Origin of the sequence: Prosthecobacter sp., assembly GCF_014879935.1 — a bacterium.
In the GTDB taxonomy this organism is placed as follows: Bacteria; Verrucomicrobiota; Verrucomicrobiia; order Verrucomicrobiales; family Verrucomicrobiaceae; genus Prosthecobacter.
This window is the reverse complement of record NZ_JACSRD010000178.1, coordinates 1-18111: the sequence shown is the minus strand read 5'-3', so window position 1 is coordinate 18111 and position 18111 is coordinate 1. Positions and strand designations below refer to the sequence as shown.

The following is an 18111-nucleotide window of genomic DNA, read 5'->3' as shown; positions in this document are numbered from 1 at the left end:
GGGAGCTTGTTCTAACCTAATTGGTCATCCGACATTTTTTTCAACAATCTTTGGTCGAACTCAACGGCGCTGTTGTGCCCGAAGGCGCGCAGCTTGTAGTTCATGGCCGCCAGTTCGATGAGTCCGGCCACATCGCGCCCGGGTTCCACCGGCAGGGCGACACGTTCGACCTTCAAGCCCATGACCTCGCGGGTGTCGGTGGTCACTCCGACCCGTTCCAGGTCTTCCGTGCGGCTGCCGCGGACGAGTTCCACGATGAAGTCGAGGCGTTTGCTCAGACGCACGGCCCCCACGCCGAAGAGGGCGGCCACGTTCAGGATGCCGAGGCCGCGGATTTCGATCATGCCACGGGTCAAGTCGGGCGCCGATCCGATGATCTCGCGATCCTCGACCAGGCGCAGCCGCACGGCGTCATCTGCCACCAGGCTGGCCCCGCGTTGCAGCAGGCCGATGACGCTTTCGCTTTTGCCGCAGCCGCTGTCGCCCTGGATGAGGACGCCGATGCCCTGCACATCCACCATGCAGCCATGCACGAGCAGGCTCGGGGCGAAGGTCCACTCCAGCTTGATCGTGGCGACGTTGAGGAACTTCATCGTCACCATGCTGGTCTGGAAGATCGAGATTCCAGCCGCATTGGCGATTTCGACGAGATCATCCGAGATGCGGTGGCCGCGGGCGACGATGATGCAGGGGATGTCCCACGAGCAGAGCTGGCTGAAACGGGCCGCGCGGAGCCGGGGTTCGAGCCCTTCGAGGAAGGAGTGCTCCGAATTGCCGATGACCTGCACGCGCTTGTAGGCGAAATAGGTGAAGAAGCCGGAGAGCGCGAGTCCCGGACGGTTTACTGAGGGCTCGCTGATCTTGCGCGTGAATCCGATGTCGGAGCCGATCAGCCGCAGTTTCAGAGCCTTGTCGTTCAGTTGAAAAAACTCCCCCACGGTCACCGAGGACGGGCGTTTGACTTTCGGGGGCGGCGGCATTGCGTGACATTACGCGAAGCTTGTTCCCGGCGGCAACGAAAAACCAAGCTCGCGCTGGAAAACGCCGTGTGATCGGCTAAGACATCCGCCCCCACGCCGCGTTTTTGCGGCACTGGCTCTTTTTCACCGTCTCCCATGCCGCGTCCGAAGCCCTTCGTTTTTGACTCCGTCGAGTCTGTCATCGCAGACATCCGCGAGGGCCGCATGGTGGTGGTGACGGACGATGAGGACCGTGAAAACGAGGGCGATCTGATCTGTGCGGCGGAGAAAATCACGCCCGAGATGGTCAACTTCATGGTGCGTGAGGGCGGTGGCATGCTTTGCGTGCCCGTTTCGCTGGAAATCGCCCAGCAGTTGAGCCTCGCCAGCATGGTGCCGGAGAATCGCGAGGCCTTCCGCACCGATTTCACCGTGACCGTGGATGCGGCCCAGGGAATCTCCACCGGCATCAGCACGGCTGACCGCACCCGCACCATCCGCCTGCTGGCTGACCCGAAAAGCAAGCCAGCCGATTTTGTCCAGCCTGGGCACATCAACCCGCTGGTCGCCAAGCCCGGCGGAGTGCTGCGGCGTGCCGGTCACACCGAGGCGGCGGTCGATCTGGCCCGGATGGCCGGATTGCGCGAAGCAGGAGTACTGATCGAGATCATGAACGCCGACGGCACCATGGCCCGGCTGCCGGATCTGAAAAAGTTCGCGAAAAAGCACCACCTCAAGATGTGCAGCATCGCCGATCTGATCGCCCACCGCCGCCTGAGCGAGCGCTTGGTCGAAAAGATCGAGGTCGTGGACATGCCGACCGACTTCGGCACCTTCAAACTGCATCTCTACAAGAGCACGCTCGATGCGGTGCATCACGTGGCGCTCGTAATGGGCGACATCACGCCCGATTCACCCACGCTCGTGCGGGTGCACAGCGAATGCCTCACCGGCGATGTTTTCGCCTCCCGCCGCTGCGACTGCGGCAGCCAGCTTCATTCCGCCATGCGCCACATCGCCCAGGAGGGGAAGGGGATCATCGTTTACATGCGTGGTCACGAAGGCCGGGGCATCGGCCTGCATGGCAAGATCATGGCCTACAAGCTCCAGGAGCAGGGCTTTGACACCGTGGAGGCCAATTTGAAGCTCGGTTTCCCGATGGACCTCCGCGACTATGGCATCGGTGCCCAGATCATCTCCGACCTCGGCGTGCGAAAAATCAAGCTCATGACCAACAATCCGCGCAAAGTCGTCGGTCTGGAAGGTCACAAGCTGGAAATCGCCGAGCAGGTTCCCGTCAAATCCCCCCCGAAGCCCGAGAACGCCCGCTACCTCGAAACCAAGAAGAAGAAAATGGGCCACAAGCTCTGAACTCATGTCCAATTACGCCTCCAGCCGTCCGCGTCCCACCCAGGAGCCGATCAATATCGCGATCGTTGCCTCCCTTTATAACAATCAGTTCGTCCAGGGCCTGCTCAATGCGGTGAAGGAGGAGATCGAAATCATCGCGCCGAATGCCTCCATGGATGTCTATCGTGTTCCGGGGGCGTTTGAGATTCCGGTGTGTACGGAACTGGTGCTGCGCGGCAGTTCGCCGGACGCCGTGATCGCCCTGGGCGTGATCATCCGCGGCTCCACCGATCACGCGGACCTCGTCGGTGCCTCCGTCACCGACGCTCTTCAGCAGATGGCGGTGAAGCACTGCATTCCGGTCATTCATGAGGTGCTGCTGGTGCAAAATGAAGAGCAGGCCGAGGCCCGTTGCCTGGGGGCCACGATCAATCGCGGCACCGAAGCCGCCCAGACCTGTGTGAAAATGATCAATCTGTTCGGCAAAATGAAGGCCAGCTTCGCCGGCGAACCCATTGACCACGCCTAACATCATGGGAAAACGCCGCGACGGCCGCGAAGCCGCCATTCAATTCCTTTTCTCCCGAGACCTGCAAGGCGAGCACAAGCCCGAGGATGCCGAGGTCTTCTGGACGCTGCACAGCGCGAAGGCCTCCACCCGCGCCTTTGCCGAAAGCCTCATCAAAGGCGTCATTGACCACCAGGATGAGATCGACAGCCACATTGTGAGACTCGTCGAAAACTTCCGTCTGGAGCGTCTCGCCGCCGTGGACCGCAATGTGCTGCGTGTCGCCTCCTACGAGCTGCTGTACTGCCCGGACGTGCCCGCTCCTGTCATCCTCAATGAGGCCATCGACATCGCCAAGGCGCTCAGTGCTGGTGAATCAGGCTCGTTTGTGAATGGCGTGCTCGACAGGCTGGCCAGGGCGCTGCGAAAAAATGAACCGAAACGCAACGGGGAGCCCGTGGTCGAAGACCAGGCTCAATCGTCACACTGATTTCGTCATTGTCTCATGGCCGGCTTCTTCAAATCCCTCATCCAGCGTTTCACCAAGCCCGACATCGATTGGGATGACCTGGAGGCGTCGCTGATTGCGGGCGATCTCGGCCCGCGCCTTTCGCTCCAGATCGTGGCCGACCTCAAATCACGCCAGCGCACGCTGCACGGCGCTGACATCGTGCAGGTGGCGCGTGAACACGTCCGCAAAATCCTGCCACAGAGCGTTCCTCCGCTCGATCCGCTTCCCGGCCGGCCGAAGGTGATCCTCATGGTCGGTGTGAACGGCACGGGCAAGACCACCAGCACCGCCAAGCTCGCCCACGTGCTGCATGGGCGCGGGCACAAGGTCGTGCTGGCCGCGGCGGACACTTTTCGTGCCGCCGCTGTCGAGCAACTCACCGTCTGGGCGGAGCGTTTGAAGATTCCGCTCGTCAAAGGGCCGCCGAATTGCGATCCGGCGGCGGTTTGCTTCGATGGCTATGAGATGGCGCTCAAAACGCAGGCGGATTTCCTCATTTGCGACACCGCCGGACGGCTTCACACGAAGCACAACCTCATGGAGGAGCTGAAGAAGATTCACCGAATCCTCGGCCGCAAGGATTCCGAATCGCCGCATGAGGTGCTGCTTGTGGTGGATGCCACCACAGGCTCGAACGCGCTCCAGCAGGCGCGTGAATTCCACAAGGCGATCCCGCTGACAGGCGTCATCGTCACCAAGCTCGATGGCAGCGGCAAAGGCGGCGTGCTGGTGAACATCCAGCAGGAGCTCGGCGTGCCCACGCGCTTCATCGGCCTCGGAGAGCGGGTGGAGGATTTCCAGCCTTTCGATTCGCAGCGTTATGTCGAGGAACTGCTCTGATTTTCTGACGGAACGGACAGAACCCGTTCACAGGCCTGCGCCTCGTTGTCATTCTCGCGCTGAAAAGAAATCTGCCCAAGAAAACACTTGGAGATGAAGTCACATCTCCGCTACGTAATAGCCTTCCCATTCCCACTACTCACCCCATCGGAGGAAACCACTCGTGAAGTTCAAATGCCCAACCTGTGACATGCAACTCAAGGTCGAGCCAGAAATGGCCGGCAAAATCGTCCGCTGTCCCGGCTGCAACACCAAACTGAGCATCCCTGCGGGCACCGCGCCGCCGCCACCTTCGAATCTGCCGGCGCCCTCGGGTCTTCCCGCGCCCAGCAATGTGACGGCTCCTGCCGAAAGCGACGCGTTTGGCTCCGAATACGAGCACGAGCATGAGGGGACCACGTCTGCGGAGCAGCCCGCGCCCTCCTACATGCCGAAGGAACGTGGCGGCTGGGAGGAGACTGACCCGGCGAATCCAAATCCCTGGCTCGCCATCGCCATCGGAGCCGTGGCCTCATCCGCATGGTTCGGAATCATGTTCCCGTTCGGCAAGGGCGCGTTTGGCACCCCGCCGCAGAACACGATGGATTACCTCCATGACCTGTTCCTGGAGCGCACCTGGGTGAACTACACGGAGACTTTCTTCTTCTTCTGGGCCATCGCCCTGCTTTATCTCAAAGGGCAGAAGCTCCGCCACCAGAAGGACGCCATGTACCTCGACGTCCTGCCTGCCGAGCTCGGCAGCGAGATCAACCGCGAGAACGTCGGCCACTTCATCGATCACCTCTACAAGCTTCCCGGCCGCCTTCGCGACAGCCTCATGGTGAACCGCATCCGCAAGGGGCTGGAGCTCTTTGAAGTCCGCCAGAACAACGGCGAGGTCAGCAACATGCTCGCTGCCCAGAGCAACATCGACGGCGCCCGCATCGGCGGCAGCTACTCGCTGATCAAGGTGTTCCTGTGGGCCATTCCGATCCTCGGCTTCATCGGAACGGTGCTCGGTCTGTCCGTCGCCATCGGCAGCATTGATTTGAGCGACATGACGAACATGGACAAGGTCATGAAGTCCTTCGGCCAGGTCACCAGCGGCCTGGGAACGGCCTTCGACACGACGCTGCTCGGTCTCGTGCTCGCCATGTTCCTGAACTTCCCGATGAACGCCCTCGCCAAGTCGGAGGACGACAACCTCAACAACATCGACGCCTTCTGCAATGAAGTGCTCCTCCCGCGTCTCAACGATGGCGGCGGTGTGGCCGGTGGTGACAGCAACGGCATGATGGACACGCTGGTCAAGGCCGTGGCCAACTCGCAGAAGGAGTTCCTCATCGATCTGAATTCCCTCTCGAAGCAGATCAAGGAGCAGGCCGACAATCTCGACAAACGTGCCGCCGCCCACCAGCAGCGTGTGGATGCCGAGTTCGCCGCCGCGCTCAACCGCATGCGCGACGATCTCACCAATTCCGTGAAGGACAGCGTGAAGACCACCACGGAATACACCCGGGCCCTGTCCAGCGGCATCCAGAGCCTGAACACGCTGCTCTCCGAACTCGGCGGGAAGCAGATCCTCATCCACCAGGTGAAAAAGAAGGGCTGGTTCAGCCGCGACTGACCGCCGTCCCCCACTCGTTCTAATTTTCCCACGACATGGCCAAACGACGCGGCAACTCGGAAGGGGAAGTCTCCCTTTTCCCCTTCCTCAGCATTCTCGCCTGCCTCATCGGGGCGCTGGTGCTCATGATCGTCGTCCTCGTCATCGCCCAGATGGGCAAGGCCGAGGGCCGGTCGGCGGAGGAGATCAAACGCGCCCAGGATTACATCAAGCTCAAGCAGGAGATCGAGGACCGCAAAAAGCTCGATGTCGTCCTCAAGGAGAAGCTGGCCCAGTTGGAGGAGCTCAAGAAGCAGATCGACGAGAAGGAGCAGCAATACGTGAAGCTGCGGAAGCTCCTGAACACCTCGAAGGACATCCAGGAGGCCAATCTCAAGATCAGCCAGCAGATGCAGAAGGAGCTCGATGACCTCCTGCTCGAGATCGAGGGCATGAAAAAGCAGCAGGCCGAGAGCAAGAAGGAGATCGAGACGCTCATGGCCGAGATCAAGAAGCGCCAGGTGCCGCCGGACAAAAAGATCCCGCCAGTGGTCGTCCAGCCCTCTGGCAGCGGCATGGCGGACGACACTAAGGTGTACTTCGTCGAGGCGGCCGGTGGTGCCTTGAAGATCCTGGGTGCCTGGGGAGAGGACTACCGCCTCAGCGCCACGGCCGAGGTCGTCGTCTCCGACGTCGCCTACAATCACTTCCTGACCGAGATTGCCAAGAACCCGAAGGCTCTGCTGCTCTTCCTTATTCGCGACGATGGCCAGGGCGCTTTCAACAACGGCGCCGGCCGGGCGTCCAACGATTACAACATCCGCGTCGGCAAGCTGCCCATCCCCGGCAAGGGCGTCCTCGATCTCGCGATGTTCGACAAGTATCGGGGCAAGATCCCGCCGCCACCTGCCGCAGCTCCGGCACCGGCGGCCCCTCCCGCCGGGACCAAACCCCCGGCTCCATCCAAGTAACCCTCCACCTTCACGACGATGGCGAAGAAAAAAGCAGGCGGTGAACCCGAATTGAATCTCGACTCCCTCATGGACGCCGTGACCAACGTGGTCGGCGTTCTCATGATCGTGTTTGTCGTCATGGCGCTCAACACGGCACGTGTGGTGCAGAAAATCCTCTCCGACCTGCCCCCGGTCACCCCGGAGGAGCACCAGAAGATCGTCGATCAGGTCAAACAGATGCCCCCGCCGCCTGCGGACCCGAAAAAGCTCGAGGAGATGCAGAAACAGGCCGAGACGGACATGAAGAAGGCCATCGAGCAGCTCAAGACCGTCGATACCTCCGAACTGCAGGCCCAGATGAAGTTCATGGACCTCGATGTCTTCAAGAAGCAGCTCGAGGCCCGGAAAAAGGAGCGTGAACTCAGCAAGGTGGAGACGGACAAGCTCCTCGCCGAGGTGGAGCGGCTCAAGGCGCTGCTCGACGAGACCCCAGTCTTCAAGCCCCCGCCCGCGACCTACGTCCGCCTGCCCAATCCGCGTGCCTATCCCGACAAGCCCAATGAAACGCGCATCCTGGTGGCCAAACAGGGGGTGCTCAGCTTCAACCAGTCCCAGTTCCTCAAGCCAATCATGGACGGCATGGACAAGGTGAAGTCCCAACTCGAATTCCAGAAGGTCGAGTATCCGCCCTTCGCGAAGCTTGTGGAGGGCATCCTCGGCGCCAACGCGCAGAAAGCCTGGCCCGACATCGCACCGCTCGTGGATCACGTGCAGCTCGAATATGCCGCGCAGGCTTACAAGGCGCTCTCTGATGGCGGCATCCCGCCGACGAAGCCCTTGCTGGCAGCCATTGCCGACATCGCCGTCGCCACCCGCCAGACCATGCCGGTCGTCGCCGAGGCCATCGTGGCCGCGGGGAAGGGGGATGTCAGCAGTTGGGTGAAACTTGATCCCTCACGCGATCCGTTGAAGCCCGTGATCAAGGCTGCGGCATCGGGCGGCAAAATCACCTTCTCCTGGGGCTCCAACACCCAGGAGGTCAAGGCCACGCCGAAGGATGTGGCCGGTTACTTCCAGGATCTCGGCAAGCTCAAGGGCATCGAGGATGTGAGCAAAAACCGCACGATCTACGATGCGATGCGCATCGAGACTCTGCTGAAACGCGCGGCTTCCAATCCGCTCATCGCAGGTTCCTACGCCTTTGAGCCGAAGATCATCCCTGCGGCGACGGCGGTGCAGCTCGCTCTCACACCCAAAGGCGGCGGCGGCGAGACCGTCGAATCGATGAAGCAGCCCAACTCGGCCTACATCCGCATGATGCGTGACATCAAGGCCGATCCGAACGGTGTCGCGATCTTCCAGGTCATGCCCGACGCGTTCGAGACCTACCTCGAAGCCCGCAAACTGGCGGATGAGGTCGGCGTGCCCGCGACGTGGGAGTTCCTGTCGAAGCTGGATCTCACGGTCAACGTTCCCGGGTACGAGGTGCAGCGTTACGCGCCGGGTGCGGTGCGCCGTGGGGCGAATGGTTCGGCCGTCATTTCCATCGCGCCGCCGAAACGGTCGCTCGATTGAGCCTGCCACACGGCCCTTGCCGTCATTCGACGGCAATCTGGCCTTCATGAACACCCGGCTTCAGCTTCACGGCAGACGCGGACTCGTTGCGGACATGCGCATCTCCCTTGAGCACGACGCCCGGTCCGCATTCCACAGGGCCGGACATGCGGAAGCTGCGGCAGTGCAGCAGGCTGGGCGTGTGCGGGAAGTGCTTCTCCAGGCCGTCCACCAGTTTGCAGAGCTTTCCATCCAGCTCCAGGTGCGGCGGCTGGCCGTTGCGGCTCGGATGCAGGCGCAGGCAGAAATCGTCCGTTAGTTCATAAGCGTCCGAGCGCACCGCCAGCAGATCGCTTGTTGTTTTGACCGGCGCGAAGCGCATGCGTGAGACTTCGATGGCTCCGGCGCCGTCAAAGCACTCGATCGCGGCCCCCATCGCGCTTTCCAGTTGGATCACCGCCGGCGAGCTGCCATCACGCGGGTCCAGGGTCTTCTTGTTCATGATCGGCGGCAGCGGAATGAGGCCGTCATTGGCCTCCAGCGCGGCTTTGAGCGCCTGGAGGTCGATCCACAGGTTGTTCGTGTTGAAGTAGCGATGCAGATCGATGTCCTGGAAGTGTGCTTCGTCGTCCTTCGGGCATTGGGCCGACTCGCGCAGCAGGAAGCGGCCGTCACGCAGCCGCACCGCCAGATGACCGCCCTTCTTGTCCGACTCAGTGCGTCGCGTGACCTCCATCACAAACGGCATGCCGCTGTCGGCGAACCAGCCCAGGATCGCCGGATCGAGCGTGGCGCCCAGGTTGTCCGAGTTCGACACGAAGGCGTAACGGACGCCCTGGCCGAGCAGGCGCTCCAGCCAGCCGGAGCCGGCCAGACAGGCGTAAATGTCCCCATGGCCCGGCGGGCACCACTCTTGATCGGGATTGGCAGGCCATTCGGCAGGCTGTTTGGAGTCCGCCAGCACCTTCGGCACCTTGTTCTGCATCAGTTCCCAGTCCTCGCGTCCGCCGATCTGCGGGAAACGTTTCGCCAGATGCGCGGCGGTGTCCTCGGACGTGCTGAAGCTGTTCATCAGCATGAACAGCGGCACCTCACCACCCGTCTGCGCACGCAGACGCAGCACCTGCCGCGCGATCAGATCGAGGAACGTGTTCTTACCACGCACCGGCAGCAGCGACTTCGCCTTTTCCAGTCCCATTCCCGTGCCCAGACCGCCATTGAGCTTGATGAGCACCGTCTGCCGCAGCAACGCGGCTGCGCGTCCTGCCTCCGGCTGTGCCAAAGCATCCGCGCAGGGCAGGTCCTTCGACGGTGCGATGCTGTTCTCCGGGATCATTCCCGTCTCGCCGGCCAGCAAGGCGGCGTAGCTGCTGCGGAAGGCACGGATCGCGGCTTCACTCAGGCCTGCTGCCTGCATTCTCTGGCGGAAAGGAGCAAACGACGTCTCGATGCTGGTGGAAGAGGTGGCTGGGGCGCTCATGAGGGCCGCAAGCGTAGGGAAGCATGGCGCTTGAGGCAAATAAATGCTGCCTCAGGCGCCTGTGGTGCCGCCCCGATCAAGCCCTCAGGTTCAGCGCCCCGCCTTCGCAGAGGTCCGCCTTGCCGAAGCTCTTCAACTCGTGCCCCATGGCCTGCGCCACGGACATCCACAGGCGGTTGTGCGCCGCTTTGTCGAATTTCAGGCTGCGGCCCATTTTGAAGCCGAATCCGCCGCCCACCATGACGTATGGGATGTTGTCCAGCGTGTGCGTGTTGCCTTTGCCGAGCTCGTTGGTCCAGACCAGCAGCGTATTGTCGAGCATGCTGCCATCGCCAGCAGGCTCCGGCGTCTCACTGAGGCGTTTGGCCAGGTAGGCGAACTCGCCTGCGAACCACGTGTTGATCTTCTTGAGCTTCTCGTAGCTGTCCTTCTTGTCGTCCGGATCGTGAGAAAGGCTGTGGTGGCCTTCCTCCACACCGAGCCAGCGCATCTGCGCCATGCCGACGGAGCGCATGTATTGCAGCGTGGCCACGCGGGCCATGTCATTGGCCAGCGAATTGACCAGCAGGTCGATTTGGATGCGGCTGATCTGCGGCGTGTTGTCATTCACCAGCTCGATGCTGGGATCGACGGCCGGCACCGGATGCGCCAGCTTGCCCTGCTTGTCAGCTTCGACCAGATCCTGTTCCAGGCTGCGGACGAGCGTCATGTGCTGGTCCAGCAGCGCCTTGTCCCGGGCGCTGAGCTTTGAGGAGACACGTTTCAAGTCCTCGCGCACGTCATCCAGGATGCTGACGAGGCTCTCCTTGTCCTTCATCTTCCCGTAAACCCTCTTCAAGATCTGATGCGGATCGTCGATGGGGGCCACAGGCTGGTTCGCCCCGGCGTAGGACATGCGCGTCCACGGATCGGCACGTTCAGGCACGGCGACACCGAATTCCAGCGAACCGAAACGCGTTTTCGTCTCCTTGCGGCTCTGGAGGAAGTTTTTGATCTCCTGGTCGATGGAGATGTTGCTCGCCCATCCGGCCGGATTGCCGCCGCCGCCCATGATGTTGCCCTTCATCAGCTCGTCACAGGTCAGCAGGCAGCTCATGCCACGCATGTGGCTGTCGCCATCGCCGCGCACCTTGTTCGCGATGCCGTGGAGGATGAGCATCCGGTCCTTGAACGACTCCAGCGGCTTCAAGATCGATTTGAAGCTGAACTCCGCCCCCTCCTGGTCCGGCCAGAACTCATTCGGCAGCGTGCCGTTGGGGGAGAACATGATGATCAGCCGCTGCCGCTTCTGCGGGGCAGGGGCTCCAGTCACGCTGGGAAGGCCCGAGAGGAAGGGGAACGCCGCGGCGGAGATGCCGAGGTCGCGGAGGAACTGGCGACGGTCGAGGTGTTTCATGTGGGGGTGGAAATGCTACGCACAAGCGCCGCGCATCTTGCGCTCAAGGCAGCGGCTTCGGGTTCGTTTCCTTGATCTGGATGTGTCGGTACTCCATCACGCCACGATCGCCCTCCAGACCGATCGGTCCGGTGGCAGGCATCGGCAGCGCCGCCTCCAGAACCTCGCCATTGCAGGTGCAATGAGCCACGCCGTCCTTCACCTCGACGATCATCTGATTCCACTCCTGCGGCTTGTACTGCTTCAGATCCTTGTACGGACCGGCCACAAGGTAGTCGCGGCACTGAAGCTGCGGTTTGCGGATGAACACGCCGCTGTCCGCGTTCACGCTGGCGCGGAATTCGAGCTTCAGGATGAAGTTCTGCGGAAACTCGGCCACGGTGTAAAGCTGGCCGGTCAGCTTGTCCGGTTCGTTTGGGAAAGTCACCGCGATCACCCCGTCCTTCACGATGTAGCGCCCCGCGTCCGCCGCCTCCGTCTTGCCATCGTGCTTTTCCGTCACCTCGCCGATTTTCGGATCCTTGCGGTCCGTCTTCGCCCGGAAGCACCAGCCCGTCAGATCCTTGCCATTGAACAACGAGGTGAACCCCGCCTCCGGCTGCCAGTCCTCCGCGTGCAGAGTGGAAAATGAGAGGGCGGCGAGAAGGAGTGTGGTGCGTTTCATGGTTGAGGCAAATGGGTCGTACACGCTTGAGCCTGCTGCCTCGTTTCGCAACCGGGGATCATGCCTTTGTTCCGCCAAAGCAGGTCGCTCCAGGCATTCAGTCTTTTCTCGCGAGCGAGCACATCAGATCGGCAATCTCCGCCTCCACATCGTCCTTCGAGACCACCGTCTGCCGCACCTCGTGTTCGAGCCGCTTGCGGTAATCCTTGAGCAGCCGGTTCAATGCGGTGCGCAGCGCGCCTTCCGCCATCGAAAGCCTGGCAGCCAACATCGCGGTATCATGCCCGCGCAGACTGCCGCCCGCCATGAGCACCGGCTTCAGGGCGGTGAGCAGCTCCGTCTTGCCGTTCGCCATGTAATCCGCTTCGAGTCTCGCCAGCACGCGTTGCAGCAGCAGCGCGCACCACTGCCGGTCAAACAGCACGTCTGGTGCGATCCCGGCTGAGCTTGTCTCGCGCTCGTAACGCTGCTCCAGCCTGGGATCGAGCTGGAAGCGCGTGTCATGCACCGAAACCTCCCGCGCCTCCCGCTTCTTCTCGCGGTGATGGCGGGTGATGAGGAAGCGGTCGAGCGACTTCGCCAGAAAGGTGCGCAGCCGGCCTTTCTCCTTCTCGATCTCACTGAATGCCTGCAGCCGCAGCAGCTTGGCCAGGAAATCATGCAGCGCGTCCTCCGCGTCGTGATGGTTGAGGCCCCGCGAGCGGATCAGGCAGTAGAGCGGGAAGTGATACTGCGTGCAGAGCTCATCCAGCGCCCTGCCGCTCACCCCGGCATCCTCATCCTTCAGCCGCGCCACCAGCGTCCACTCGGTGGTGGGGAACTGGCCGTTGGGGTGGCGAGGTTCGGACATGGTGGGATCAGGAGTGGCGGGCAAGGAGTTGGCGCACCACCGGCAGAGCACGCTGGAAGGCATCCCGCAGTTCCTGGATGTCCGGCATCCGCACCGTGGCAAAGGCCGGCTCCATCTGCGCGGCGGTGACGTGGTCATGGCGGATCAGGAAATCCACATCGGCCATGTCCTGCGGATCATTGCCGCGCATCATCTTGGTCAGGATGAGGTCGATGGTGTGAGGACGGAAAAGCTTCAGCCAGCGTGTCGGCGGACGCAGCACCGGGACGATGTGCGCCTCCCACTCCGGCCGCAGGAAGACCTGGTCCTCCTGGAACAGATGGGTGATGTAGAGACCCCTGGGTTCCAAGGCTTGATTGGTGGCATCCACGGCATTCCAGAAACGCTCGTCATTCACAAGATCGTCAAGCTGTGCCGCACGGATGATGCCGTCCACATCCTGCGTGTTCAGGAACTCGGCCAGCGGCTGCTCGTAGCCCAGGCAGAGAGCGCCGCGACCATAGACCACCAGTGAAACCTCATGGTCCAGGAAGCCGTCCAGCGTCTTCATGAGATCGGCTGGATTGTTGGTGGTTGTGTCCTTCATGCGGCGGCGTTTCTCACCGGGCGAATCCATTGCATGATCGTCTCACGCCCGCGTCGTGTGAAGCCGGTCATGGCGACAAAACGCGTGATATGCGGCAGCGTATCGACCGGCGGCATCGGTCGTTCGGGCAGTTCCCGCAGCAGTTCATCCCAAAAAGTGTTCTCCGGCTCCACTCTGCTGCCACAAAGCGCGATGTAGCGGACCACCGTCTCGCACCGCTCATGGATGGCAGCCTGCGCCAGTTTGCGCGCTGAGTTGCTGCCGACAGCGAGCATTGCCGCCCCAAGCCTCACCCGGTGCTGTGAATACGGCAGCCCGATCGAGAGAAGCGCCACCGCCAGCTCCTCATTGGAGAACGAAGCGGGATCAGCCATCATCGTGCTCGCAGCGGGAGCCGCCTCTCTTGCCACGGTCGTTAAGTCCCCCCCGCCTGCATAGTAGTCACACCCTCTTTGCACCGCCAGCCGCTCCAGATCCTCCGGCACACGCAGCCCCAGCCGCCGCGCCTTCATCAGCAGCGGGGAGACGTGTGTCGTGGTGCCCAGCCGGTGCGCCAGCGTTTCAGGTTTCATGGCTGCCATGGTAAGCTCTTCGAGGTTTCCGGCAAGCTTCGTCACCGGTCCCGGCCTCCTCATCCTTCCGCCGCCCTTGTAGCGTCCACTCGGTGGTGGGGAACTGGCCTTGGTTCGGTGTGGGGGAGGAGGCTGGCACGTGTTTGCTTCAAGGATTGGCTCCGATCAATTGCAGCGCCTCAGCCTCGGACAGGGCGTCGAGATTGACCACTTCGTAATCGCGGATGCGGACCTGCTGGTCGTCCTTGTCCGCAGAAAACCAGATGCCGGAGACATGATCTTTGGGCGGAAGCATGGAGCGGCTGCCGATGAGCTGCCCGTTCACCCAACCGTAGGCCCGGCCATTCAGCCACGCGATCTGAAGGTCCACTTCCATCCCCGCCTGGATTGAGAAGGGGAGTTTGGGGCCGCCGGGCTCGATGCTCCCGCCCAACCAGCGATGCAGGGCTGCCTGCCCGGAGGTGCCGAGGTCCAGCTCAATGTCGGTGCCGCGGAGGCCGAACTTCACCATTTTGGTGGACCCGAGCCAGTTCACGCGCACGCGGGCCGCCCCCTGCCTGGATTCTGCCCGGGCCTCCGGCAGGCCTCCTTGCAGGGAAAGCCATCCGCCACCGAAGCTTCGCTTGCCGTCCTGAGTTGCGAGCTGTTCCAAAGGCTTCCCATAGGCCGGCTGCCATGTGGGGGCGGCAGGAGCCGCCGTTGCGGCCACGCCGTCCAAGCCGACAGCCTTCAGCGCCTCTGCCTCGGACAGGCCGTCCAGCGGCATGAACGCCACGCCGCTGAACTCCCCGCTCATGGACCAGAGGCCCGCGCTACCGACATACGCCGGGCTGTGCAGCTCAAAAGGCGGCAGCTTCACGCCATCCACGGAACCGTAGGCCCGCTGGCCGATCACGGCGAAGACGAGTTCCGCTGGCGTCTCCACGCCTTGACCGGGCTTCAGGGGGATGGTGGGAGTCCGCGGAGGCACCATGCTGACGGTGTTCATCCACGCCTCGGTGGCACCGAAGTGGAGCGCCACGTGGGTGGGGCCCTTCGTGCGGAGACGCAGGCCTGACATCGTCACACGCTCGGGTCTTTTGAGCCGAGCCTTCAGCGCCATGTTCTGGCAGGGGATGACCGTGTTGATGTCATGGCCGTGCGACAGCTTCAGAGTGCCGTCGGGCATGATGTGCGCACCTGGCCCCAGCAGTTCGTCCTGTCGGAAGGAAACGGGCCGCCACTGGCCGACCCCGGCGGCCGGGGGGAGCGGCGGAGCCACGCCTCCTTCATCCAGGGGCAGATACTCGATCTCTTTGAACCAGCCGTTGGTGGCAAAAATGCCCGCGCCGCCGGGCTGGCTCAGCGATTCATCGGTGATCGTGCCCAGGGTCACACCATCGGCCACAGCCGTGAGCTGGTTGCCGATGGCACGCAGCTCCAGCCGCAGCCACTCGTCCTCGCGATAGCGGCGGGGCAGGGGCCACTGCCTCAGGTTGGTTGCCTTCTCGTGAGAAGAGGTGCCCAGCACCACATAGTTGTCCTTGGGATTGATCGCCAGCCGGTAGCCATCGTCCCCGCGATGCCGCAGATTGATCTGCGGGCCTTTGGCATCCGCGTTCATGCGGATGGAGGCGCGGATGATCGCATCACGGCTCGGCGGCCCGGCATACAGGCCGGCGTTGTCCAGCAAATGCACCGCACCGTCCCTCCATTCCACATCCGGGGCCTTGCCGAGTTTCTCGGGAGAGTCCCACAGCGTGAGCACCCCCACCGGTGCCCCGGGGACACGGACAGGCGGCTTCACCGGCACACACTCCACGTTCCGGAACCAACCATCCTGGGTGGCGTACAGCTGGATGCCCCCGGCACCTTTGACCGTGCTGTCCAACAGCGTTCCCAGCACCCGTCCATCGGCCACGGCGGTGATTTTCTCCCCGATAATGCGCAGCTCCAGCGGCAGCCATGCATCGGGCGGATAGGCACGGGGGAGCGGCCAGGAACCCAGTTCCGTGGTGGCGTCCCCGTGCTGCACCGTCAGCCTCGCGGCGGCGAGCCCCGGCTTCAAAGCCAGGCTGTAGAAATCCGTGGGGCCTTTTTCGTCTCTCAGCACACGCCCGCAGATCTGCGGACTCACCGACGTCGGGCTCAGCCGCACCTCCGCCCTCACGAGCATGTCCGCCTGCTTGATCGTCCCGTCCGGCAGCCCTGCCTTGTTCGTCAGATGAATGGCCTCGTTCTCCCAACGAACGTTCGGCTTGTTCAGCGCCGCGACCTTCGCTGGCGTGTCCCACAGCTTGATGGCTTTCGGATCGAACGGGAAAGGGCTGGGACTGGGGAGACGGGGAGAAGGAGAGACAGACGAACCGGGTTGATCCAGCGGCACTTGCTCGATGTCGCTGGGAGAGGAGGAGACTGGGCTGTTCGTCGAATGTGGCTTGGAGAGAAAGTAAGCGCCTATCCCAATGGCGACGATGACCGCCGCGGCGGCGAGCATGAGAGGAGCGCGGGCACTCCTGCCCGCTCTGCTCTTTTGCGTGGCTGCCGCCGCAAGGCGGTGGCCAACCGATGGCCCTGTGGCGTCCGCGCCTGACCACGCCCTTGCGGGCGCGGCCACCTTTTCCACATCCGTCTTCATCTCCGTGGCCGTGCTGTATCGCTTCTCGCGGTCCGTCTGCATCGCCTTGTCCACGATGGCGTCGAAGGTGCGGTCCACCTTCGGCACGAGGTGGCTGGGGGACTCAAAACGACCACGCGGCACCTGGCCGGTGAGCATCTGGTAGAGCATTACTCCCACGGCATACAGATCGGCCCGCTGGTCCACCTGCATTCCGGGCACGAGCACCTCCGGAGCCATGAAATCGGCCGTGCCCATCGCGATGTGGCTGCTGGTCAGCATCGTGCCCTCCACGTTCAGGGCCTTCGCCAGACCGAAATCCGCCACCTTCACGCGCCCTTTGCGGTCGATCATGATGTTGGAGGGCTTGATGTCGCGGTGGATGATGCCCTCCTCATGGGCAAAGGCCAGCGCCTCACACACGGCGGTGATGATCTGCACCGTGCGGACGGGGTCGAGCTGGCCCTCACTGGCGATGAGCTGCGCCACGTCCGTGCCCTCGATGAATTCCATCACGAAATACAGCAGCCCGTCCGCCGTCTCCCCGGCATCATGCACGGCCACGATGTTCGGGTGGCTCAGCCGCGCCATGGCCTGCGCCTCGTGCTTGAAGCGAGCCACAAACTGCGCCTCCCCGTCCTCAATCTCCGGCGGCAGGATCTTGATGGCCACGGTGCGCTTCAGGGAGCGCTGCACGCCTTGGTACACCGCCCCCATGCCGCCGCAGGCGATGAAGGCGTTGATCTCATACTGCGGCAGCATCTGCTGCAAGGCCTCCACGGAGGGCGGGCTCCAACGCTTCGAACCGCTGCGGCTGGGGCTGCCACCACCGGCACCGAGCAGGCCCACCATCACGGACGGCGTCAGCTTCTGCGTCGCAGCGTCTTCTGAAGGGGGCAGGTTGTGGTCTGGCGGCGTCAGTCCCTCGTCCATGAGGGACGATTTTGTCGCCGGAGCTACACCGAAGGCAAGCGTGAAAGGCGGATTATTCTTCAGTGTCTCCTAAAATAGCCTGTCACAAACGCCGACGAGGTCGGTTTGGCGCTGATTAGGGAACGGCAGGTGGTCTTTCCCGCAATCCTGCAGCCCGCCATGCCTTTCGTCCTTCCATCCCGTGCTCGTCCCCGCAGCCACGGCGCTGTGGGACGCATGACTGCCAATGGGGGCGATGTCATCGTCAAAGGGGGAGCCCCCATCGGCAGTTTCCGCGCCCCCATTTTCAATGGGGGAGCCCCCATCGGCGATTTCCGTGCCCCCATTTTTAATGGGGGAGCCCCCATCGGCGATTTCCATCCCCCCATTGTCAAAGGGGGAGCCCCCGCTGGGGGTAGCCGCCGCCAGGCGGTAGTCATCCTGCCCGTTCCGCCCTCGACCTGCCACGGGCCTGCGCCCGCAGCCACACCTTCCGCCTGAATGCCCTGGGACCATGCATCGGGAAATTGGGACCAGGGCTTTTGGGACAGCCCCTCTTCAACCCCCGCCAACTCAAGCAAAACACGCAAAGCCATGAAAAGACAGGATTACTTCCCCACCCGCATCGGCGATCAAATCGTCTGGTTGTGCAACTTCAAGCTCAAGCTGCCCGTCCACGCCGCCGCGCTCGGGCTCGTCGCCGGCGACGTCACCGACATCCTGCTGGATGTGGACACCGCCATCTACGGGCTGGACACCTACCGCGGCGCCCTGGCCCCGGCCAGCGCCGCCTGC

At 62.8% G+C, this 18111-nt stretch carries 16 protein-coding genes; 8 read left to right on the top strand and 8 right to left on the bottom strand.

The genetic code is table 11. From position 1 onward, the window contains the following. Positions 1–11 precede the first annotated feature (11 nt). A complete protein-coding gene (gene hprK, locus IAE77_RS18975; RefSeq protein WP_294229934.1) occupies positions 12–980 on the bottom strand; it encodes an HPr(Ser) kinase/phosphatase in 969 nt (322 codons plus the stop codon). Between the two features lie 135 nt (positions 981–1115). Here hprK and IAE77_RS18970 point away from each other — a divergent pair, with 135 nt between their 5' ends. The 7 genes from IAE77_RS18970 (at position 1116) to IAE77_RS18940 (ending at position 8281) form a co-directional block, all read left to right on the top strand. Next, on the top strand, positions 1116–2330 hold the full coding sequence (locus tag IAE77_RS18970) for a bifunctional 3,4-dihydroxy-2-butanone-4-phosphate synthase/GTP cyclohydrolase II (RefSeq protein WP_294229931.1): 1215 nt from the start codon (positions 1116–1118) through the stop codon (positions 2328–2330). A 4-nt stretch (positions 2331–2334) separates the two neighbouring features. Next, positions 2335–2838 carry a 6,7-dimethyl-8-ribityllumazine synthase gene (ribH, locus tag IAE77_RS18965; RefSeq protein ID WP_294229929.1) on the top strand — a complete coding sequence of 168 codons (504 nt, stop codon included), beginning with the start codon at positions 2335–2337 and terminating at the stop codon, positions 2836–2838. A 4-nt stretch (positions 2839–2842) separates the two neighbouring features. Further along, complete coding sequence (gene nusB / locus IAE77_RS18960) at positions 2843–3307, top strand: transcription antitermination factor NusB (RefSeq protein WP_294229927.1); 465 nt, start codon at positions 2843–2845, stop codon at positions 3305–3307. 15 nt (positions 3308–3322) lie between these two features. Then, positions 3323–4168, top strand: a complete 846-nt coding sequence (gene ftsY, locus IAE77_RS18955) for a signal recognition particle-docking protein FtsY (RefSeq protein WP_294229924.1) — start codon at positions 3323–3325, stop codon at positions 4166–4168. Positions 4169–4358: 190 nt separating this feature from the next. Next, positions 4359–5774, top strand: a complete 1416-nt coding sequence (locus IAE77_RS18950) for a MotA/TolQ/ExbB proton channel family protein (RefSeq protein WP_294229919.1) — start codon at positions 4359–4361, stop codon at positions 5772–5774. Between the two features lie 35 nt (positions 5775–5809). After that, on the top strand, positions 5810–6724 hold the full coding sequence (locus IAE77_RS18945; RefSeq protein ID WP_294229916.1) for a hypothetical protein: 915 nt from the start codon (positions 5810–5812) through the stop codon (positions 6722–6724). An 18-nt stretch (positions 6725–6742) separates the two neighbouring features. Then, positions 6743–8281, top strand: a complete 1539-nt coding sequence (locus IAE77_RS18940; protein ID WP_294229913.1) for a hypothetical protein — start codon at positions 6743–6745, stop codon at positions 8279–8281. A 22-nt stretch (positions 8282–8303) separates the two neighbouring features. Here the strand turns inward: IAE77_RS18940 and IAE77_RS18935 are convergent, their stop codons facing one another. From IAE77_RS18935 to IAE77_RS18905, 7 genes are all read right to left on the bottom strand, one after another. Beyond that, positions 8304–9740 (bottom strand): UTP--glucose-1-phosphate uridylyltransferase, encoded by a 1437-nt coding sequence (locus tag IAE77_RS18935; RefSeq protein WP_294229910.1) that lies wholly within the window; start codon positions 9738–9740, stop codon positions 8304–8306. A 76-nt stretch (positions 9741–9816) separates the two neighbouring features. Then, entirely contained in the window at positions 9817–11136 is a 1320-nt protein-coding gene (locus tag IAE77_RS18930) for a DUF1552 domain-containing protein (RefSeq protein WP_294229907.1), read from the bottom strand. A gap of 43 nt (positions 11137–11179) precedes the next feature. Further along, positions 11180–11800 carry a DUF1080 domain-containing protein gene (locus tag IAE77_RS18925; protein ID WP_294229905.1) on the bottom strand — a complete coding sequence of 207 codons (621 nt, stop codon included), beginning with the start codon at positions 11798–11800 and terminating at the stop codon, positions 11180–11182. A gap of 97 nt (positions 11801–11897) precedes the next feature. After that, positions 11898–12650: a hypothetical protein gene (locus IAE77_RS18920; protein WP_294229903.1), complete on the bottom strand. Its 753-nt coding sequence runs from the start codon at positions 12648–12650 to the stop codon at positions 11898–11900. A 7-nt stretch (positions 12651–12657) separates the two neighbouring features. Continuing rightward, a complete protein-coding gene (locus tag IAE77_RS18915) occupies positions 12658–13236 on the bottom strand; it encodes a DUF6036 family nucleotidyltransferase (RefSeq protein WP_294229900.1) in 579 nt (192 codons plus the stop codon). Next, entirely contained in the window at positions 13233–13808 is a 576-nt protein-coding gene (locus tag IAE77_RS18910; RefSeq protein WP_294229897.1) for a hypothetical protein, read from the bottom strand. The genes IAE77_RS18915 and IAE77_RS18910 overlap by 4 nt, the downstream gene beginning before the upstream one ends. Before the next feature lie 148 nt (positions 13809–13956). Beyond that, complete coding sequence (locus IAE77_RS18905) at positions 13957–17337, bottom strand: serine/threonine-protein kinase (protein ID WP_294229895.1); 3381 nt, start codon at positions 17335–17337, stop codon at positions 13957–13959. Between the two features lie 573 nt (positions 17338–17910). Between IAE77_RS18905 and IAE77_RS18900 the strand changes: the two genes are divergently transcribed. Beyond that, the coding region (locus IAE77_RS18900) for a hypothetical protein (RefSeq protein WP_294229892.1) at positions 17911–18111 on the top strand (201 nt) is incomplete at its 3' end.